This window comes from Ancylobacter novellus DSM 506, assembly GCF_000092925.1.
Classification (GTDB): Bacteria; Pseudomonadota; Alphaproteobacteria; order Rhizobiales; family Xanthobacteraceae; genus Ancylobacter; species Ancylobacter novellus.
The window spans coordinates 3,202,326-3,221,425 of sequence record NC_014217.1 but is presented as its reverse complement, the minus strand read 5'-3'; the positions used below and the strand labels follow the sequence as shown (position 1 = coordinate 3,221,425).

Below are 19,100 nucleotides of genomic sequence, written 5' to 3'. Positions count from 1 at the left end.
ATCGAGCTTCGCTCAGAACTGCGTGAGCAGCACGTCGGCGTTGGTCTTGTCGGCCTTGCTCGGCACGTCCTCGACGTTGAGGATCAGCACCTCGCCGTCGTCGACCAGCATGGAATAGCGCTTGGAGCGGGTGCCGAGGCCGGCCGCCGAGGCGTCGAAATCCATGCCGATCGCCTTGGCGAAATCGGCGTTGCCGTCGGACAGGAACAGGATCTTGCCCTCGGCGTTCGACGCCTTCTCCCAGGCCGCCAGCACGAAGGGATCGTTCACCGCGGTCACCGCGATCACGCTCACGCCCTTGGCGAAGAGCTCATCGGCGCGGGCGATGAAGCTCGGCAGATGGTTCTTGTGGCAGGTGGGCGTGAAGGCGCCCGGCACGGCGAACAGGACGACCTTCTTGTTCTTGAAGATCTCCTCGGAGGACTTCGGCACCGGGCCGTCCGCGGTGGCGACGCGGAAGGTGGCGCTCGGCAGCTGGTCGCCGACCTTGATCGTCATGGAATGCTTCCTTTCATGCGCTGGACGGGGCATTGGGACGGTCCCGCCGCGGCGACGCGCGCGGATGCGCCCGCCCCGACCGGCGGGCCCGATCGCGAGGTAGCATAGCCATTTCCCGCGTGCCGGGAAGCGTCTTCAGTGCGTGGAAAGAGGGGCGTCCACCTCGACGGCGCGGTTGCCGTCGACCAGGGTGAAGCGCAGCTTGGTCGCCGCGATGTCGGCGCCCTTCGGCACCCCGTCGACCGGCAGCACGAAGACCGTGCGCCCGTCCGGCCCGGCCTCGCGGCTCGGCAGCGGCAGCGCCCAATCCTCGTTCGGCCCCTCGACGAAGAGGTCGGCCTTCTCGCCATTGGCCACCTGCGCCTCGATGCGGATGGAGTCGCCCTCCAGCACCGCCTTCTCGATGGCTGGTGCGCCCGGCGCGCCGATTTCGGTGTTGCGCGGGATGCTGGCGAGCGCCGCGGCGAGCGGGGCGGGGGAGGAACCGGCGCCCTCGGCCGGCACGTCGAGGCCGAGCGAGGCGGTGGCCGGCTGGCAGATCTTCTCGCACACGGCGAAGTCGAGGTTGAGCCTGAGCGCGACCGGCTTGCCGGCCTCCTTCGGCGTGACGCGGAAGGGTATCACCACGTCCTTCTTGTAGCCGATGGAGAAGGAGCCGCCATCGTCGAAGCGCACCGGCGCCGGCCAAAGGACGTCGACCGCGCCGACATTCTGCGAGCCCGACCAGTCGAAGCGCGGCGGCACGCCGCTGTCGCCCGGGTAGCGCCAATAGGTCTTCCAGCCGGGGGTGAGGCGGATCTCGATGCCGCCGGTGACCGTGCCGGCATCCGCCTCGCCGGCGAGCAGGCGTACTGCCGTGCCGCTCGGCGCTGACCAGCCGGACATCATCTCGGCACGCGCTCCCCCCACACCGAGGAGAGGCGTGGCGAGGGCGCAGAAGGTGACAAAGCGCAAGCCAGAAACCATGGCCATGGCGATAGCCTTTCCCCGCCCCCGGCGAAAGCGGCAGCGGGCGCACTTTCATGTGAGGCGGCATGGCCGGCCGTCACGCGGGGACGGCGGCGGGCTTGAAAATGCGCCTGTGGGGTTTACGCTTTCTTGCATGTGGATCGGACGCGAACGCCAGACGGGTTCCGGCGGCCAATCGGGCGGGACCTTCCTCGACGGCCAGATGCTGGTCGCCATGCCCGGCATGCGCGACGAGCGCTTCGCCCGTGCGGTGATCTATCTGTGCGCGCATTCCTCGGAAGGGGCGATGGGCATCATCGTCAACCAGCCGGCGCAGCACATCAATTTCACCGACCTGCTGATCCAGCTCGACGTCATCCCGCAGGATGAGCGCATTCACCTGCCGTCGAGCGCCGGCGGCGTGAAGGTGCTGCGCGGCGGGCCGGTGGAGACCGGGCGCGGCTTCGTGCTGCACAGCGCCGATTTCTTCATCCAGGATTCGACACTGCCGATCGACGACGGCATCTGCCTGACCGCGACGCTCGACATATTGAAGGCGATCGCCGCCGGCGGCGGACCGGCGAGCGCCGTGCTGGCGCTGGGCTATGCCGGCTGGGCGCCGGGGCAGCTGGAGAACGAGATCCAGCAGAATGGCTGGCTGCATTGCCCGGCCGACCGGACGCTGGTGTTCGACGCTGAGGCGGGAGCGAAATACGACCTCGCCCTGCGCAAGATCGGCATCGATCCCGGCATGCTCTCGACGGATGCCGGGCACGCCTGAAGGCGCGTTCTGAGCGACTGGCGGCTTTCACTCCAAGCATCGTCATGGCCGGGCTTGTCCTGGCCGTCCACGTCTTCCCGCCTCGGCGATAGCCATCCTCTCGCCCTCATGGCCCGGGCTTGACCCGGCCACCCAGTGACTAGGCGCACCCGGTCCCCCTAGGTCCCCGGGTCAAGCCCGGGGATGAGGGAAAGGAGAGTTCCCGGTCATACTTCGGGAATGCACGCGATCCCGGCTCTCGCTCCACTCGGCCGGGATGACGACTTCAGGTGGACAGAAGGCGCGTGTCAGCTCGACGTCGCCGCCTTCGACGGTTCGGCATCCGCCGCAGCTGCGGGCGGGCGCTTCGCCTGAGGGGCCGGCTTGGCCTGGGCCGCCTGCTGCGCGGCCTGCTGGGCGAGCTGGGGCGCGGGGGCCCCCTTTGCGGCCGGCGCGGAGGCCGGGCGGGCCTCGCCATTGCCGTTCGCGGCCTTCGCGGCACCGTTGGTGGCCGTCTCGGCGGTGCCATTCGCTTCCACCGGCGGGGCATCGGGCTTGGCCTCGCCGCCCGAGCGGGCGCCGCGGGCGAGCTGGCGGCCGCGCTCCAGAAGCGAGGTCGGCGCCGTCTCTGGCTGGAGGCGCTTGCGCGCATCCTCGGCCGTCATCGGTTCGCCGTACAGCCGGCCCTGGCCGTAGCGGCAGCCGAGCTTGGCCAGCGCCGCCGCGACCTGCTCGGTCTCGATGCCCTCGGCCACGATGTCCATGCCGAGGTCGTGCGCCATGTTGATGATGGTGCGCAGGATGATCGGCCGCTGCGCCTTGTTGCCGCTGCGCCCCAGCGCCTTCATGAAGGTGCGGTCGACCTTGATGCTGTCGAAGGGGAAGCGCTGGAGATAGGCGAGCGAGGAATAGCCGGTGCCGAAATCGTCCAGCGTCAGCCCAGCGCCCAACTCGCGCATGCGCAGGAGTATCTGCGAGGCGTATTCCGGGTTCTCCATGGCGAGCGATTCGGCCAGCTCCAGCTTGAGCGTGCCCGGCGCCACCACGTTGCGCGCCAGAACCGCCTTGAGGTCCTGAAGCAGGTCGTGGCGCAGCATGTGCCGCGAGGAGATGTTGACGCAGACGAAGATCGGCTCGCCGCGCAGGCTGCGCTGCCAGACGCCGAGCTGGCGGGCGGCGGTGTCGAGCACGAACAGGCCGAGATCGACGATGAGGCCGGTGTCCTCGGCAAGGCCGAGGAAGTCGTCCGGGCCGAGTGTGCCGAGGCTCGGGTGCTGCCAGCGCACCATCGCCTCGAAGCCGGCCACCGCGCGGGTCGAGAGGTCGACCACCGGCTGGTAGACGACGCTGATCTCGTTGCGCTCCAGCGCCTGGCGCAGGTCCGCCTCCATGGTGAGGCGGTCGAGCTTGTGGGTGCGCATGGAGGGGCGGAACACCTCGATGCGGTCGCCGCCGACGCGCTTGGCAAAGTACATCGCCAGCTCGGCGTCCTTGAGCATCTCGGTCGGGGCGCGCTTCTGCCCGTCGGCGAGCAGCAGGCCGATCGAGGCGGTGATGAAGATCTCGCGGTCGCCGAAGGTGATGGGCGCGCGCAAGGTCCGGCGCAGCGTGTCGGCGAAGGCGGTGATGCGCTCGGGGTCGCGCTCGGAGAGCAGGATCAGCGCGAAATGGTCGGAGCCGAGGCGGGCCAGCGTGTCCTGCTGCTTGGCGAGGCGCATCAGCCGGCGGGCGACGGTGAGCAGGATGGAATCGCCGGCCGGCATGCCGAGGCTGGCGTTCACCTGCTTGAAGCGGTCGAGGTCGATCAGCATCACCGTCGGGCGGATCTGCTCGTCGGTGCGCGAGAGCCCGTTGGCGGCGGAGAGGCGGTCGAGGAAGAGCTCGCGGTTGGGCAGGCCGGTGAGGTTGTCGTGCACGGCGTCGTGCAGCATGCGCTCCTCGGCCGTGCGCGAATCCGTCACGTCGGAGAGCGTGCCGATGCAGCGCACCACCTCGCCATCGGTGCCGACCACCGGCCGGGCGCGCAGGTTGAACCAGAGATAATGGCCGTCATGCGCGCGCAGGCGGAAATCCTGGTCGATGCGCCCGCGGCGCTGGTCGAGTAGGCCGTCCAGCGTGGCGCGGAAGCGGTCGCGGTCGCCGGGATGGATGATGTCGAGCCAGCCGGCGGCCTCGGTCTCCAGCGTGCCCTGCTTGAGGCCCAGCATGTGCTCGGCCTCGGGGCTTACATGGATGCGGTCGGTGTCGACGTCCCAGTCCCACACGATGTCGCCGGAGCCGGCCACGGCGAGCGCGCGGCGCTCCAGCTCCTGCGCGCTGCCGGCCACCGAGCCGATGCCGGCGAAGGCGTGCTGCATCACCGTGAAGCCGATCAGCATGACGATGAGCACGAGGCCGCCGAGCAAGGCGGGGGCGACGAGATCGTTGCCGATGCGCCCGGACACAGCCATACCGGCGGTGATGACCCAGACGACCAAGAGGAACAGGGTCGGGATGATCAGCACGGCGCGGTCGTAGCGGTGCAAAGCGAGCCACATCACCACGCCGAAGCCCATGAGCGAGACCACGAGCAGCGAGGGCCGGGCGATGCCGGCGGCGGCCGAGGGGTCGAGCAGGGCAAGGCCGACGATGGCGGCGAGGAAGACCAGCCAGCCAGCGGTGACATGCGCGTAGCGCACATGCCAGCGGTTGAGGTTGAGATAGGCGAAGAGGAAGACGACGAGCGTTGCGGCGAGGATGGCCTCGCCTGCGGCGCGCCAGAATTGCTGGGCCAGCGGCGAGATGCCGAACACCTTCGACCAGAAGCCGAAATCGAGGCCGATATAGCCCAGCACCGCCCAGGCGAGCGCAGCGGCGGCCGGGAACATGGCGCTGCCCTTCACCACGAACAGGATGGTCAGGAACAGTGCCAAGAGGCCGGCGATGCCGATGACGATGCCGTTGTAGAGGGTGAAGGAGTTGACCTTGTCCTTGTAGGCCTCCGGCTCCCACAGATAGAGCTGTGGCAGCCCGCCATCGCCCAGCTCGGCCACCAGCGTCACCGTGGTGCCGGGATCGAGCGTGATGAGGAAGACGTCGGCGTCGGGGGCGTTCTGCCGCTCGGGGCGGAAGCCCTGGCTGGCGGTGACGTTGAGGATGCGGCGATTGCCGAGGTCGGGCCAGAACACGCCGGAGCCGACCATGCGGTAATGCGGCGCGACGATCAGCCGGTCGACCTGCTCGTCGGTGTTGTTGGCGAGGGCGAAGATCGCCCATTTGCTGCCGTTCGGGCCCGGCGCCACCGAGCGCACCTCGATGCGGCGGACGATGCCGTCGGCGCCGGGCACGGTGGAGACCTGGATGCGGTCGGTCTCGCTGGTGCGGCGCTCGACCGCCGGGGCGAGGTCGACCACCAGCGCCTCGAGCCTTATCGCCACCGCCTCCAGCGCCATCGCCTTGGGCGCGCCCAGCAGCACCCCCAGCGCCAGCATCGCCAGCGCCGCCACGAGCCGGGCATGCGCCGGCCGGAAGGACGGGAGACGCGGCAGGAGGTCCTGCGGCGAGACTCTACGGACGATGGCCAAACGGATTCCTCTGATTTGCCACTGATGCTGCCACCACGGCCGCGCTGCCGGCTCCCAACGGCGACGCGCCACGATGAGTAGCGGCGGGACGCGGCCGGAGCAAGGCGTGCCGCACGGCGCGACCACGCGCCGCTACCGCCGCCTCATGGCCGGCAAACACGCTAATCGGCTGAAATTGGGTCGTTATTTGGACGCTTCCGTTCCGCTCGGCAGCATCTTGTCCGGCTGCCAGATTTTGAGCTTGCCCTGCGCCTGCGTCCGCTGCTCGGGTGTCAGCCCCTCGACCAGCTTGTCGAGCAGCGGATCGTCGAGTCCCTGCGCCTTGGCGGCGAGGTGCCAGGCGGCGGCTGCCACCACGTCCTTCGGCACGCCGCGGCCGGCCGAGAGGATGCGGGCATAGCGGTTCTGGGCGATGGCGTTGCCGGCCAGCGCCGCCTCCTTGAACAGGCCGGCCGCGCGCTCTTCGTCCTTGGGCACGCCGATGCCGTTGAACACGGCGATGCCGAACTCGGTGGTGGCGACCGGATTGCCGAGCTCGCTGGCGCGCTGCAGCAGCCGCGCCGCCTCGATCGGGTCGCGCGGCACGCCGTTGCCGTCGCGGTAGAGCGTCGCCAGCGCATAGAGCGCATCCGGCTGGTCGCGGTCGGCCGCCTTCTGGAACCACTCGGCGGCGATCGCCGGCTCCTTCGGCGCCACCTGGCCCTGCAGATAGGTGAGGCCAAGATTGTAGGCGGCGCGGGAGCTGCCGTTCTCCGCCGCCTTGCGGAAGAAGTCGACGGCGTTGTCCTTGTTGGCCACATGCGGCGAGGCCATCAGCACCGAGCCGAGGACGAACAGCGCGTCCGCATTGCCCTTGGCGGCGGCGGCTTCGTACCATTTCTGCGCCGCGCCGGCGTCCTGCCGCACGCCGTAGCCCAGCGACAGCAACTCGCCCGCCAGCACCATCGAGACCGGGTCGCCCTCCTTGTTGGCGCGGGCGACGGCTAGGTCGAGGGCGGTCTTGTACTTGCCGAGCTGGTAGGCGGCATAGGCGTCGTCGGGCACTGGCGCGGCCGGCTTGGCGGGGGCGCTCTGCGCCGCAGGTTTCTGCGCCGCGGGCTTCGCCGGAGCGGGTTTTTCCGGCGCTGGCTTGGCCGGCGCAGGGTTGGCGGGAGCCTGCGCGGTTGCGGGCAGGACAAGCGCCGGCAAGGCCAGCGCCGCCAGCACGAGGCTGGCCGCGAAGGTGAGCGCGGGCGCGCGCATCAGGCCGCCCCGCCGGCGGCGAGCCGCTGCGCCAGCGCGCGGACACCCTCACTCGGGGCGTCGAGCACGAGGCCGTCCACGGCGACGAAGTCGGCGCCCGCCTCGATGAGCGCGTCGACCTCCTCCAGCGTGCGCGCATAGGCGACGCAGGGCGGCTCGAAGAGCTGCGCCCACCATTCGGTGCGTTCCAGCGTGGCGTCGAAGGGCGGACGGCGCCCGGCGGCGTCGGGCTCGCCGAACATGACGTAGTCCGCGCCGGTCTCGGCCGCCGACATGGCGTCGTGCTTGGTGCGCAGGCCGCCGGCACCGGCGATGCCGTGCGGGCGCAGCACGGCGATCGCACCTTTGAGCGCGACGACGCCGTCGAGATGCGCACCGTCGGCGCCGATGGCGGTGGCGAGCGTGGCGTTGCCGTCGACGAGGCAGGCAGCGCCGATGGCGTGGCAGGCGGCGACCAGCGGCTGCAGCGCCTCGGCGGCGCGCCCTTCCGTCGCCTTGCCGGGACGCACCAGCACAGCGGCGATGTCGGCCTCGGTGCCGGCCGCGCGCAACGCCTCGGCGTGTGCGGCGATCTCGCCCTCCGCCTCGAGCGGCGGCACCAGCACATAGAGCCGTGGAACGGGCCGCGCGGGTTCTGGGGTGGGTCGGGCCATGGAACGAGCCTAGGGGGTGGCCGTGGGAACGGCTGGATTGATGAACTCCCGGAGCCATTCCGCAGGATGGCGGCGAAAGCGCGGCACGCCGCGCCTGTCTAGCGCGTCCGGCCGGCGCGGGTCCAGCCTCGCTGCCGCAAGGACGGGCCACGCCTCGGGTTCCGGGCTGCCGGAATACGGTAATATTCCGCTGCTAGGAAAGTCGAGTGATCGCGCTTTCGCGAACGGGCGTCGGCTTACCGGGGCGAAGCGTCGATGATATTGCTCGCACGGCGCCGGGAATCGACGGCGCAAACCTGGCCGGCCCATCGACGGGCCATCGCCTGTTGGGGGAAACATGCTCCTTCGTCCTGCCCGCCTCGCTCTCCTCGTTGCCGCCGCCTCCCTCGCCGCAATCCCGGCACTCGCGCAGCAGCCCGCCGCCCCGGCGCCGGCCGCACCGTCTGCTGGCACCTCGTCCGCCATTCCGCCGGCGCTCGCCTGGCCGCGCCAGTTCGATCTCGGCGACAAGCAGCTCGAGGTCTACCAGCCGCTGATCGAGCAGTGGAACGGCGACGAGCTCTCCGGCCGCGCCGCCGTCGCCATCGGCCCGAAGCCCACCAGCTCCGCCCCGACGACGCCGACCTATGGCATCGCCCGCTTCACCGCCCGCGTCGTCGTCGACAAGCCGGCCAAGCTTGCCCAGCTGAGCAACATCGTCATCACCTCGGTCGACGTGCCGACCGACAAGTCGCAGGACACCGCGGTGCTGAGCGCGCTGCAGTCGCGCATCACGCCGCAGGGCATGACCTTCGCTCTGGACAACCTGCTGACCAGCTTCGCGGCGAGCAAACAGCTCGACAAGGAGATGACGCAGCCGGTCGAGAACACCCCGCCGCGCATCGTCTTCGCCGACAAGCCGACGCTGCTCGTGCTGGTCGCCGGCGAGCCGGCACCGCGCGCGATCAACGGCGTCACTGGCTTCCAGCGTGTCATCAACACGCAAGTGCTGATGCTGGTCGATGGCTCGGGCGTCTATCATCTCCAGGCCGCCGGCTCCTGGTATCAGGCGCCCAAGATCGACGGGCCGTGGACGGTCACAGCGCAGCCCGATCCCTCGCTCGAGGCCGCCGGCACCATGGCGACCTATGGCGATCCGGCCCAGACCATGTTGCCGGCCAACGGGCAGAAGCCGCAGACCCCGCCCGTCATCGTTGTCTCGACGGTGCCGACCGAGCTCGTCATTACCGCCGGCCAGCCCGAGATGGTGCCGGTGGGCGGCACGAGCCTGCTGCGCGTCTCAAATGCCGACCACGCCATCATTCTCGACCCGGCCGGCAACCAGTACTACGTGCTGATCTCCGGCCGCTGGTTCCGCGGCCCCGGCTTTGCTGGCCCATGGGCCTTCGTGCCCGGCTCCAGCCTGCCGGCCGACTTCAAGAAGATCTCGACGACCGATCCGGCCGCCAACGCGCTCACCGCCGTGCCCGGCACGCCGCAGGCGAAGGAGGCGGCCATCGCCGCCACCGTGCCGCAGACCGCGACCATCAAGCGCGATACCGAGCTCACCATTCAGTATGACGGCGGCACGCCGAAGTTCGAGCCGATCAAGGGCACCATCCTCAGCTATGCGGTGAATACCCGCACCCCGGTGATCCAGCTCGATCCGGCGCGCTACTACGCACTGTTCCGCGGCGCCTGGTTCGTCTCCAACTCGCCGTCCGGCCCGTGGCTCGTCACCGACGTGGTGCCGGCGGCGATCTACACCATCCCCGTGTCCTCGCCGCTGCACTACGTCACCTATGTGCGGGTCTACGCCTCGACCGCCGACGCGGTCACCGTCGGCTACACGCCCGGCTATTTCGGCGTGGTGCTCGAGCCCGGCGGCACGGTGGTCTACGGCACCGGCTACAATTGCGTCGGCTATATCGGCGCCTCCTGGTACGGCTGCCCGTGGACCTATGGCTATGACGCCGCCTTCGCCTGGGCCGACGGCTTCGGCTTCGGCTACGACGCCGCCTTCGGCTGGGGCGCCATGTATCCCTGGTGGGGCCCCTATTGGGGCGTCGGCCCGTGGTACGGCCCCTGGGCGGGCGTGAACATCAACCAGGTCAACATCTACGGCGCCTGGGGCGCCGCGGCGGCCTGGGACCATGCCTGGGGCGTCGGCCCGTGGGGCACCGCCTGGGGCGCCAATGCCGCGCACGGCGTGACCGCCTGGGGCACGGGCTTTGCCGGCCGCTCCGCCGCCGCCTTCAACCCGTGGACCGGCAATTTCGCCGCCGGCCGCTCGGCTGCCTTCTTCAACCCCTATACGGGCGCCCGGGGCGCGGCACGCGCGGGCGAGGTCGGCAACGCCTATACCGGCAACTTCGCCGCCGGCCGGCAGTCGGCGGGCTTCAACCCGACCACCGGCTTCGGCCATGCGTCGGAGAGCGGTGTCACCGACGTCAACGGCCACGTCACCTCGGACAGCCGCGGGGTCGCCGGCAACGTCAAGACCGGCAATGGGGTGGCGTGGAACAACGGCCACGTCTACACCGACCATGACGGCTCCATCCACCAGTACGACGCCAACAATGGCTGGCAGCATCAGACGCTGGACGGCTGGAAGGGCGACACCGATGCCGACCAGATCGGCCGGCTCGACCAGCAGCGCCAGTTCCAGGACTGGGGCAACCAGCGCGTGGACAATTTCGCCCGCGCCGGCGGCTATGGTGGCTTCGGCGGCTATGGCGGCGGGTTCCACGACGATTTCGGTGGGGGCGGCGGCTTCCACGATTTCGGTGGTGGCGGGTTCGGGGGCGGTGGCTTCCACGGCGGTGGCGGGTTCGGGGGCGGCTTCGGCCGCCGCTGACCGGCCCTCTCGGAACAGGACGATCCGAACATCATCATCCCCGGCCGCGTGCCGGGGATTTTCTTTTCGGCTCAGCCCATCCGGCCGGTGACATAGCGCGAAGTGCGCTCGTCCACCGAGTTCTCGAACACCTGCTCCGTCGGGCCGAACTCGATCAGCGATCCGAGATAGAGGAAGGCGGTGTAGTCGGCGATGCGCGCCGCCTGCTGGAGGTTGTGGGTGACGATGACGATGGTGCTGACCGGCTTCAGCCCCTCGATGGTCGCCTCGATCTTGGCGGTGGAGATCGGGTCGAGCGCCGAGCACGGCTCGTCGAGCAGGATCACCTCCGGCCGCACCGCCATGGTGCGGGCGAGGCAGAGGCGTTGCTGCTGGCCGCCGGAGAGGCTCTGCGCGTCGTCCTTGAGGATGTCGCGCACCTCCTCCCACAGCGCCGCGCGGCGCAGCGCATCCTCGACGCGGGCGTCGAGCTCGGTAGGGGTAAGTTCCTCGTTGAGGCGCATGCCGATCGCCACATTGTCGTAGATCGACATCGGGAAGGGCGAGGGCTTCTGCGTGACCATGCCGACGCGCCGGCGCAGGGTGAGCACGTCGATGTCGTGGCCGAGTATGTCGACGCCGTCGAGCAGCACCTCGCCCTCGACATGCTGGTCCTCGTAGAGGTCCGGCATGCGGTTGAGCACGCGCAGCAGCGTGGACTTGCCGCAGCCGGAGGGGCCGATCAGCGCCGTCACCTTGTTGGCGTAGATCGGCAGCGAGACGTCGGTCAGCGCCGGCTCGTCGCCATAGCGGAAGCTGACATGGCGGATGTCGAGCTTCACCGGCGGTGTGAAGGCTTGGCCGTCGCGAGGCTGATCGTCGCCGTGCCTGACGTCGAAGCCGGGGAGGGGAACGCTGCTCTTGATGTCCTGCCGCATGGCCCGCATCCCTGCTGACGTTGGGTCAACGTTAAGAGGGCGGTGGCCGTTCCGGCGTTGCGTGAGATCAAGCCAAGTAAAGCCACGTACCCCGCAAATATAAGTCGGCAAAATGAAAACGCCGCCCGTGGGGGCGGCGCTTCGTTTCTTATCGGGGCGAAGAACCTCAGGCGGCCTTCTTCTGCTCGACCTCGGGGGTCCACTGGCCGAGCGCGGCGAGGTAGTTCATCTTCGCCCGGTGGGTGAAGGCGGCCTGGCCGGCAGCAATGTTCTCGGTCTTGCCGGACCACGCCTTCTGCGGCGCGGCCTGCAGCGCGCGGCCATAGGAGAAGGTGAGGTTCCACGGCAGCCCGCCGGCGCGGATCATCGCGTCGAGATGGGCCGTGGCTTCCTCGTCCGACTGGCCGCCGGACAGGAAGGCGACGGACGGGATCGCCGTCGGCACGCAGTTCTTCAGGCAGCGCACGGTCTTCTCGGCGACCTCGGCGACGGAGGCCTGCTTCGACGACTTCTTGCCGGCGATGACCATGTTCGGCTTGAGGACGGTGCCTTCCAGCTTCACGCGGCCGTAGAAGAGCTGCTGGAAGACTTCCTTCAGCACCCACTCGGTCACGTCGTAGCAGCGGTCGATGTCGTGGTCGCCATCCATCAGCACTTCCGGCTCGACGATCGGCACGATGCCCGCCGCCTGCGCCAGCGCCGCGTAGCGGGCGAGTGCCTGGGCGTTGGCGAGGATCGAGGTGTAGCTCGGGATGTGCTGGCCGATGTCGATCACCGCGCGCCACTTCGCGAAGCGCGCGCCGAGATCGTAATATTCCTTGAAGCGCTCGCCGAGGCCGTCGAGGCCCTCGGTGATGGTCTCGCCGGGGCAGCCCGGCTGCGGCTTGGCGCCGAGGTCGACCTTGATGCCGGGGATGGAGCCGGCATCCTCGATCAGCTTGACCAGCGGCGTGCCGTCCTTGGCATTCTGGCGGATGGTCTCGTCGAAGAGGATGACGCCGGAGATGTACTGCGACATCGCCTCGGACCGGAACAGCATCTCGCGATAGTCGCGCCGGTTGTCGAAGGTGGATTCGACGCCGATGGCATCGAAGCGCTTCTTGATGGTGCTCGCACTCTCGTCGGCGGCCAGGATACCCTTGCCGCCCGCCGCCAATTTGTACGCAACCTCTTCGAGGCTAGCCGTCATTTCTCTCTCCCGCGCGAAACAGACAGAACAACCGCGCGGCCGGATCGACCGCGGGGCCGGACCAGTCGGATTTATAGCACCCGGCGCCGAAGTCCCGAAGATCGGGACAATTTGACGCCGGGCGCGGTTGTCAACGCCTGAGCGCCTCGACGCCCGGCAGCGCCTTGCCTTCCAGCCACTCCAGGAAGGCGCCGCCCGCCGTCGACACATAGGTGAAGCGCGCCGCGACGCCGGCATGGTTGAGCGCCGCCACCGTGTCGCCGCCGCCGGCGACCGAGAGCAGCTTGCCCGCGTCGGTCAGCTCCGCCGCCGCCTTGGCGACCGCCACCGTGGCGGTGTCGAAGGGCGGCAGCTCAAAGGCGCCGAACGGGCCGTTCCACACCACTGTCTTTGCCGTCTTCAACCTGGCGATGACATTGTCGATCGAGGCCGGACCGGCATCGAGCATCATCTCGTCGGCCTTGATGTCGTCGACCGAGGCGACGCGGTGGGCCGCATGCGCCTTGAATTCGGTCGCCGCCAGCGCGTCGACCGGCAGCACGATCTCGCAGCCGGCCGCCTTGGCCTTCTCAAGGATCTCGCGGGCGGTGTCGGCGAGGTCGTGCTCGCACAGCGACTTGCCGACCGCCTTGCCCTGGGCGGCGAGGAAGGTGTTGGCCATGCCGCCGCCGATGACGAGAATGTCGACCTTGGCGACGAGGTTGCCGAGCAGTTCCAGCTTCGACGACACCTTGGCGCCGCCGACGACGGCCATCACCGGCCGCTCCGGCTTCTCCAGCGCCTTGGCCAGCGCCTCGATCTCCTCCTGCATGCAGCGGCCGGCATAGGCCGGCAGCCGGTGCGCGAGGCCCTCGGTCGAGGCATGGGCGCGGTGGGCGGTGGCGAAGGCGTCGTTGACGTAGATGTCGCCGAGGCCGGCGAGCGCGGCGACGAAGTCCGGCTCGTTCTTCTCCTCGCGCTTGTCGAAGCGGGTGTTCTCGAGCAGCAGCACGTCGCCGGGCTGCAGCTTGGCGACGGCAGCTTCCGCGACCGGTCCGATCGTCGCCGGCGCGAAAGCGACGGGCTTGCCGAGGCGGCTCGCCACCTCGCCGGCGATGGGCGCCAGCGAGAGGGCGGGGTCCTCGCCCTTGGGCCGGCCGAAATGGGCCAGCAGGATGACCTTGCCGCCCTTGTCGGCGATCTCGGAAATGGTGGGCAGCACGGCCCGGATACGGGTGTCGTCGGTGACCTTGCCGGCCTCGACCGGCACGTTGAGGTCGACGCGCACGAGCACGCGCTTGCCGGCGACATCGGCGTCGTCGAGCGTGCGGAAGGCGGAGTCCTCGCTCATGTGGCTTTCTCCCTGGTTGCTGGACCTGAAACGAAACGGCCGGGCTCCATGGGGGAGGCCCGGCCGGGAACGGCTCAGATCAGCTTGCCGAGGGCCACCGCCGTGTCGGACATGCGGTTGGAGAAGCCCCATTCATTATCGTACCAGGACAGCACGCGGACGAAATTGCCTTCCAGCACCTTGGTCTGGTCCAGATGGAAGATCGAGGAGTGCGGGTCGTGGTTGAAGTCGGAGGAGACGTTCGGCTGGTCAGTGGTGCCGAGGATGCCCTTCAGCTCCTGCGCCGCCGCGCGCTTGATCGCCTCGTTGATCTCGTCCTTCGTCACCTTCTTCTTGGCGACGAACTTGAAGTCGACCACGGAGACGTTCGGGGTCGGCACGCGGATCGACGTGCCGTCCAGCTTGCCGGCGAGCTCCGGCAGCACGAGGCCGACCGCCTTGGCGGCGCCGGTGGTGGTCGGGATCATCGACAGCGCCGCGGCGCGGGCGCGGTAGAGATCCTTGTGCATGGTGTCCAGCGTCGGCTGGTCGCCGGTGTAGGAGTGGATCGTCGTCATGAAGCCGTGGTCGATGCCGACGGCGTCGTTGAGCACCTTGACCACCGGCGCGAGGCAGTTGGTGGTGCACGAGGCGTTGGAGACGACGAGATGGTCCTTGGTCAGCTTGTCGTGGTTCACGCCGTAGACGACCGTGAGGTCGGCGCCTTCCGCCGGGGCGGAGACGATCACGCGCTTGGCGCCGGCGGTCAGGTGCGCCGAGGCCTTCTCCTTCGAGGTGAACAGGCCGGTGCATTCCAGCGCGATGTCGACGCCGAGGGCCGTGTGCGGCAGCTCGGCCGGATTGCGCACGGCGGTGACCTTGATCGGCCCGCGGCCCACGTCGATGGTGTCGCCGTCGACCCTCACCTCGCCGGGAAAGCGGCCATGCACGCTGTCGAAGCGGAACAGGTGCGCATTGGTCTCGACCGGGCCGAGATCGTTGATGGCGACGACTTCGATGTCGGTGCGCCCCGACTCGATGATGGCACGCAGCACGTTGCGGCCGATGCGTCCGAAGCCGTTGATGGCAACCTTGAGCGTCATGTTCTCTATCCCCAGGTGACTATACGAGCGTTCTCTTCACATCCGCGCGATTGGCCTCATAGCGCGGCGGACGTTAGGAGACCAGTCGCTCTTTTGCCGCTGTTACCCTGGGGGCAGAGCTGGCGCATGATGCATGCGCCAGCTGCATGGCTGCGGGCGGAACTTTTCCGCGTTCAGCGCTTCAGGCGGCTCAGAGCCGTCGCCACCACGCCTTCCGGCGTGATGCCGAAATGCGCGAAGACTTCCGGCGCAGGGCCGGAGGCGCCGAAGCCGGTCATGCCGACGAAGGCGGCGTCCGAACCGACGATGTCGGACCAGCCCTGGCGGATGGCGGCCTCGATGGCGATCTTCACCGGCGCCTTGCCCACGACCTGCCGGCGGGTCTCCTCTGGCTGGTTGAGGAACAGTTCGAAGCACGGCACCGAGACGACGCGGGTGGGAATGCCCTGCGCCTGCAGCGTCTCGCGCGCCTTCATGGCAAGCGAGACCTCCGAGCCGGAGGCGAAGAGCGAGACCTGCGCCTCGTCGGATGCCGGCGCCAGCTCATAGGCCCCGCGCGCGGTGAGGCAGCGATCGCTGGAATCGGTGCGCAGCAGCGGCAGGTTCTGGCGGGTGAGCGCCAGCACGCTCGGGCCGGTCTTGTGCTCCAGCGCCAGCTTCCAGGCTTCCGCCGTCTCCACCGTGTCGCAGGGACGGAAGACGGTGAGGTTCGGGATGGCGCGCAGCGCGGCGAGGTGCTCCACCGGCTGGTGGGTCGGCCCGTCCTCGCCCACGCCGATCGAATCGTGGGTGAAGACATAGACCACCCGAACGCCCATCAGCGCGGCGAGGCGGATGGAGCCGCGGGCATAGTCGGAGAACACCAGGAAGGTGCCGCCATAGGGGATGAAGCCGCCATGCAGGGCGATGCCGTTCATCGCCGCCGCCATGCCGTGCTCGCGGATGCCGTAATTGATGTAGCGGCCGTCATATTTCGGCGGCTCGACATAGACCGAGGTGGCCTTGGTCTTGGTGTTGTTGGAATGGGTGAGGTCGGCCGAGCCGCCCACCATCTCCGGCAGCGCCGCGGTGAGGGCCTCCAGCGCGATCTCGGAGGATTTGCGGGTGGCGACAGCGCCGCCGTCGGCGCGCGCCTTGGCGATCACGCCGGTGACGGTCTCGCCGAACTTCGAGGGCAGTTCGCCGCGGATGCGGCGCTCGAACTCGGCGCGCTGGCCGACTTCGGTGTCCTTCAGCCGCTGCGACCAGCTCTTGTGCGCCTGGCGCGAGCGCAGGCCGGCGAGGCGCCAGGCGTCGAGCACGTCGCTCGGGATCTCGAACGGGCCGTACTCCCAGTTGAGGAAGGCGCGGGCGGCGGCGATCTCGGCGGCGCCGAGCGGCGCGCCGTGCACCGCATTGGTGCCGCCCTTGTTGGGGGCGCCGTAGCCGATGGTGGTGCGGCAGGCGATCAGCGAGGGCTTGTCGGTGGTCTTGGCGTGCTCGATGGCGGCGAGGATGGCGTCGGGATCGTGCCCGTCGATGCGGGTCGCCTCCCAGCCGGAGGCCTCGAAGCGGGCGAGCTGGTCGGTGGCGACGGAGAGCGCGGTCGAGCCGTCGATCGTGATGTGGTTGTCGTCCCAAAGCACGATCAGCTTGCCGAGCTTCTGCCGGCCGGCGAGCTCGATCGCCTCTTCCGAGATGCCTTCCATCAGGCAGCCGTCGCCGCAGATCACATAGGTGTGGTGATCGACGAGGTCGTCGCCGAACTGGGCGTTCAGCATGCGTTCGGCGAGGGCGAAGCCGACCGAGTTGGCGAGACCCTGGCCAAGCGGGCCGGTGGTGGTCTCGATGCCGACCGTGTGGCCGTATTCCGGATGGCCCGGGGTGCGCGAGCCGAGCTGGCGGAAATGCTTGATGTCGTCGAGCGTCATTCCCTCATAGCCGGTGAGGTAGAGCAGCGAGTAGATCAGCATCGAGCCGTGGCCGGCCGAGAGGATGAAGCGGTCGCGATCCGGCCATTGCGGGTCGGTTGGGTCGAATTTCAGCACCTTGCCGAAAAGGACCGTCGCCACGTCGGCCATGCCCATGGGCATGCCGGGATGGCCGGAATTGGCGGCTTCGACGGCATCCATGGCCAGGGCCCGGATGGCATTGGCCATGCGATCGTGCTTCTCGCGGTTCGACATGAGGACGGCTGTCTCCGAGGGGAACGGGTTGACGGTTGAGGCGGCGTCTTCGACAGGCCGCGATGCTCCCGAGCTGGCCGTCCGAGCAGGCCCTCTCGGCATGCGGGATAAGGGGCGCGCGAGTGATAGCATCACCCGCCGCCCTGTCAAAGGCGCCGTTGGGCGGAGACGGCGTCATTCTGGCCCATCGGGCCCCTTGGTTGACGCTCCGTTCCGCCGCAGGCTCAATATCGCCGGAATCACTTGTCCAGAATCATCTGGCGGGATCGTGCCTTAGCGATCCGGGGTGGAGCGGAGAGACCATGAGCGCGCCGGCAGGGGGCGAACCGACGGCCCTGGAATCCGCGCTCCGGCGCTTCAACGGCGCCGTCGACGCGCTGGAGGCGGCGATCGAGCGCCGGCTCGAGGTGGAGCGGCAGGAAGCCGCGCTCGCCCAGCAACTGCATGTGCTCGGCGCCGACCGCTCGCGCCTCGCCGATGCGCTCGACAATGCCGAGGCCCGGGCCGACCGGCTGGAGAGCGCCAATGAGGAGGTCGCGCGCCGGCTCGGCGGCGCCATGGAAACCATCCGCGCGGTGCTCGCCGCGCATGAGCGCTGATCGCGCGGACGGGAGGGGCGCATGGCCTATGTGACCATCAGCATCGGCGGGCGCGCCTACCGCATGGCCTGCGACGACGGCCAGGAGGAGCACCTCGCCGGCCTCGGCGAGGAGGTGGATGCGCGCATCGACCAGATGCGCGCCGCCTTCGGCGAGATCGGCGACCAGCGGCTCTCCATCATGGCGGCCATCACCATCGCCGACGAGCTCAGCGAGGCGCGCCGACGCATCCGGGCGCTGGAGCAGGAGGTGGGGACCGAGCGCGCCGCCCGCAGCGCGGCGGTGCAGAAGCTCGGCGAGACGGAGAGCCAGCTCGCCGGCACTGTGGTCGCCGCCGCCGAACGGCTGGAGAAGCTCGCCCGCGAGCTCGGGCCAAGCCCTTCGGGTGGCGTGGGGATGGGCTGAAAGCCCGCGCCCTGCATCGAGCGGCCGCGGTGCCGCGGGCTTGACGCCGCCAGCCCGGGAGCGCAGAGGAGCACTCCGTTTCCCGCCCGCCCGCATCTGGAAGAAGCAATGATCCGCACCGCCCTGATGACCGTGATGGTCCAGGCCGTCCGCAAGGCCGGCCGTTCCCTGATCCGCGATTTCGGCGAGGTGGAGAACCTGCAGGTCTCGCTCAAGGGGCCGGCCGACTTCGTCTCCGCCGCCGACCGCAAGGCCGAGCGCATCCTGCAGGAAGAGCTCACCAAGGCGCGGCCGAACTTCGGCTTCATCATGGAGGAGAGCGGCGAGATCGACGGCGCCGACGAGAGCCACCGCTGGATCATCGACCCGCTCGACGGCACCACCAACTTCCTGCACGGCATCCCGCTGTTCTGCGTCTCGCTGGCGCTGGCGCGCGACGGCGTGCCGATCGCGGGCGTGATCTTCAACCCCATCACCGACGAGCTTTTCATCGCCGAGAAGGGTGCCGGCGCCTTCATGAACGACCGCCGCATCCGCGTCGCGGCGCGCCGCAACCTGGCCGACAGCGTGGTGTGCTGCGGCATCCCGCATATGGGACGTGGGGATTTCGCCCGGTTCTCGCGCGAATATGCCGCCGTGGGGCCGAAGGTGGCGGGCGTGCGCCGCACCGGCTCGGCGGCGCTCGATCTCGCCTGGGTGGCGGCAGGCCGCTTCGACGCCTTCTGGGAGCGGGGCCTGAGCCCCTGGGACATGGCGGCCGGCATCGTGCTGGTGCGCGAGGCCGGCGGCTATGTCAGCGATCTCGACGACGCCGACAAGATGCTGGCCAAGGGCGACATCATCGTCGGCAACGAGATTGTGCGCCGCGACCTGCTGTCGCTGGTGCGCAAAGCCGGCAGTGGTGGTTAGGTAG

General features: G+C 69.3%; 15 protein-coding genes. 5 read left to right on the top strand and 10 right to left on the bottom strand.

All coding sequences use genetic code 11. The features are described from left to right. Positions 1 to 12: 12 nt before the first annotated feature. A complete protein-coding gene (locus tag SNOV_RS15275; protein ID WP_013167858.1) occupies positions 13 to 498 on the bottom strand; it encodes a peroxiredoxin in 486 nt (161 codons plus the stop codon). Between the two features lie 135 nt (positions 499 to 633). Continuing rightward, on the bottom strand, positions 634 to 1,470 hold the full coding sequence (locus tag SNOV_RS15270; protein ID WP_013167857.1) for a protein-disulfide reductase DsbD domain-containing protein: 837 nt from the start codon (positions 1,468 to 1,470) through the stop codon (positions 634 to 636). 130 nt (positions 1,471 to 1,600) lie between these two features. Here SNOV_RS15270 and SNOV_RS15265 point away from each other — a divergent pair, with 130 nt between their 5' ends. Further along, positions 1,601 to 2,227: a YqgE/AlgH family protein gene (locus SNOV_RS15265; protein WP_013167856.1), complete on the top strand. Its 627-nt coding sequence runs from the start codon at positions 1,601 to 1,603 to the stop codon at positions 2,225 to 2,227. Positions 2,228 to 2,514: 287 nt separating this feature from the next. On the opposite strand, the gene SNOV_RS15260 is transcribed toward SNOV_RS15265, so the two are convergent. The 3 genes from SNOV_RS15260 to SNOV_RS15250 form a co-directional block, all read right to left on the bottom strand. Further along, on the bottom strand, positions 2,515 to 5,676 hold the full coding sequence (locus SNOV_RS15260; protein ID WP_049785833.1) for an EAL domain-containing protein: 3,162 nt from the start codon (positions 5,674 to 5,676) through the stop codon (positions 2,515 to 2,517). A gap of 276 nt (positions 5,677 to 5,952) precedes the next feature. Continuing rightward, positions 5,953 to 7,011: a tetratricopeptide repeat protein gene (locus SNOV_RS15255; protein WP_013167854.1), complete on the bottom strand. Its 1,059-nt coding sequence runs from the start codon at positions 7,009 to 7,011 to the stop codon at positions 5,953 to 5,955. After that, positions 7,011 to 7,664, bottom strand: coding sequence for a thiamine phosphate synthase (locus tag SNOV_RS15250; RefSeq protein WP_013167853.1), 654 nt, complete (start codon positions 7,662 to 7,664; stop codon positions 7,011 to 7,013). The genes SNOV_RS15255 and SNOV_RS15250 overlap by 1 nt, the downstream gene beginning before the upstream one ends. A 337-nt stretch (positions 7,665 to 8,001) precedes the next feature. Here SNOV_RS15250 and SNOV_RS15245 point away from each other — a divergent pair, with 337 nt between their 5' ends. Beyond that, complete coding sequence (locus tag SNOV_RS15245; protein WP_013167852.1) at positions 8,002 to 10,500, top strand: carbohydrate-binding protein; 2,499 nt, start codon at positions 8,002 to 8,004, stop codon at positions 10,498 to 10,500. Between the two features lie 71 nt (positions 10,501 to 10,571). Here the strand turns inward: SNOV_RS15245 and pstB are convergent, their stop codons facing one another. The 5 genes from pstB to tkt all read right to left on the bottom strand — a co-directional run bounded on the left by pstB (position 10,572) and on the right by tkt (position 17,183). Beyond that, positions 10,572 to 11,417 (bottom strand): phosphate ABC transporter ATP-binding protein PstB, encoded by an 846-nt coding sequence (pstB, locus tag SNOV_RS15240; RefSeq protein WP_013167851.1) that lies wholly within the window; start codon positions 11,415 to 11,417, stop codon positions 10,572 to 10,574. 166 nt (positions 11,418 to 11,583) lie between these two features. Further along, positions 11,584 to 12,606 carry a class I fructose-bisphosphate aldolase gene (locus tag SNOV_RS15235; RefSeq protein WP_013167850.1) on the bottom strand — a complete coding sequence of 341 codons (1,023 nt, stop codon included), beginning with the start codon at positions 12,604 to 12,606 and terminating at the stop codon, positions 11,584 to 11,586. Positions 12,607 to 12,736: 130 nt separating this feature from the next. Next, positions 12,737 to 13,936, bottom strand: a complete 1,200-nt coding sequence (locus SNOV_RS15230) for a phosphoglycerate kinase (protein ID WP_013167849.1) — start codon at positions 13,934 to 13,936, stop codon at positions 12,737 to 12,739. Between the two features lie 74 nt (positions 13,937 to 14,010). Next, entirely contained in the window at positions 14,011 to 15,018 is a 1,008-nt protein-coding gene (gap, locus tag SNOV_RS15225) for a type I glyceraldehyde-3-phosphate dehydrogenase (RefSeq protein WP_013167848.1), read from the bottom strand. A gap of 173 nt (positions 15,019 to 15,191) precedes the next feature. Further along, positions 15,192 to 17,183 carry a transketolase gene (gene tkt, locus SNOV_RS15220; protein ID WP_013167847.1) on the bottom strand — a complete coding sequence of 664 codons (1,992 nt, stop codon included), beginning with the start codon at positions 17,181 to 17,183 and terminating at the stop codon, positions 15,192 to 15,194. Between the two features lie 302 nt (positions 17,184 to 17,485). Between tkt and SNOV_RS15215 the strand changes: the two genes are divergently transcribed. From SNOV_RS15215 to SNOV_RS15205, 3 genes are all read left to right on the top strand, one after another. Then, positions 17,486 to 17,782: a DUF4164 domain-containing protein gene (locus tag SNOV_RS15215; protein WP_013167846.1), complete on the top strand. Its 297-nt coding sequence runs from the start codon at positions 17,486 to 17,488 to the stop codon at positions 17,780 to 17,782. A 21-nt stretch (positions 17,783 to 17,803) separates the two neighbouring features. Then, a complete protein-coding gene (locus tag SNOV_RS15210; RefSeq protein WP_013167845.1) occupies positions 17,804 to 18,187 on the top strand; it encodes a cell division protein ZapA in 384 nt (127 codons plus the stop codon). Between the two features lie 108 nt (positions 18,188 to 18,295). Then, a complete protein-coding gene (locus tag SNOV_RS15205; protein ID WP_013167844.1) occupies positions 18,296 to 19,096 on the top strand; it encodes an inositol monophosphatase family protein in 801 nt (266 codons plus the stop codon). Positions 19,097 to 19,100 lie beyond the last annotated feature (4 nt).

What these genes read in the sequence shown, in the direction of transcription:
- SNOV_RS15255 (WP_013167854.1), bottom strand. Translation starts at nt 7,011, where the DNA reads ATGCGCGCGCCCGCGCTCACCTTCGCGGCCAGCCTCGTGCTGGCGGCG.
- SNOV_RS15245 (WP_013167852.1), top strand. Translation starts at nt 8,002, where the DNA reads ATGCTCCTTCGTCCTGCCCGCCTCGCTCTCCTCGTTGCCGCCGCCTCC.
- SNOV_RS15270 (WP_013167857.1), bottom strand. Translation starts at nt 1,470, where the DNA reads ATGGCCATGGTTTCTGGCTTGCGCTTTGTCACCTTCTGCGCCCTCGCC.
- SNOV_RS15205 (WP_013167844.1), top strand. Translation starts at nt 18,296, where the DNA reads ATGATCCGCACCGCCCTGATGACCGTGATGGTCCAGGCCGTCCGCAAG.
- SNOV_RS15215 (WP_013167846.1), top strand. Translation starts at nt 17,486, where the DNA reads ATGAGCGCGCCGGCAGGGGGCGAACCGACGGCCCTGGAATCCGCGCTC.
- gap (WP_013167848.1), bottom strand. Translation starts at nt 15,018, where the DNA reads ATGACGCTCAAGGTTGCCATCAACGGCTTCGGACGCATCGGCCGCAAC.
- SNOV_RS15265 (WP_013167856.1), top strand. Translation starts at nt 1,601, where the DNA reads ATGTGGATCGGACGCGAACGCCAGACGGGTTCCGGCGGCCAATCGGGC.
- SNOV_RS15230 (WP_013167849.1), bottom strand. Translation starts at nt 13,936, where the DNA reads ATGAGCGAGGACTCCGCCTTCCGCACGCTCGACGACGCCGATGTCGCC.
- SNOV_RS15275 (WP_013167858.1), bottom strand. Translation starts at nt 498, where the DNA reads ATGACGATCAAGGTCGGCGACCAGCTGCCGAGCGCCACCTTCCGCGTC.
- SNOV_RS15250 (WP_013167853.1), bottom strand. Translation starts at nt 7,664, where the DNA reads ATGGCCCGACCCACCCCAGAACCCGCGCGGCCCGTTCCACGGCTCTAT.
- tkt (WP_013167847.1), bottom strand. Translation starts at nt 17,183, where the DNA reads ATGTCGAACCGCGAGAAGCACGATCGCATGGCCAATGCCATCCGGGCC.
- SNOV_RS15210 (WP_013167845.1), top strand. Translation starts at nt 17,804, where the DNA reads ATGGCCTATGTGACCATCAGCATCGGCGGGCGCGCCTACCGCATGGCC.
- pstB (WP_013167851.1), bottom strand. Translation starts at nt 11,417, where the DNA reads ATGCGGCAGGACATCAAGAGCAGCGTTCCCCTCCCCGGCTTCGACGTC.
- SNOV_RS15260 (WP_049785833.1), bottom strand. Translation starts at nt 5,676, where the DNA reads ATGCTGGCGCTGGGGGTGCTGCTGGGCGCGCCCAAGGCGATGGCGCTG.
- SNOV_RS15235 (WP_013167850.1), bottom strand. Translation starts at nt 12,606, where the DNA reads ATGACGGCTAGCCTCGAAGAGGTTGCGTACAAATTGGCGGCGGGCGGC.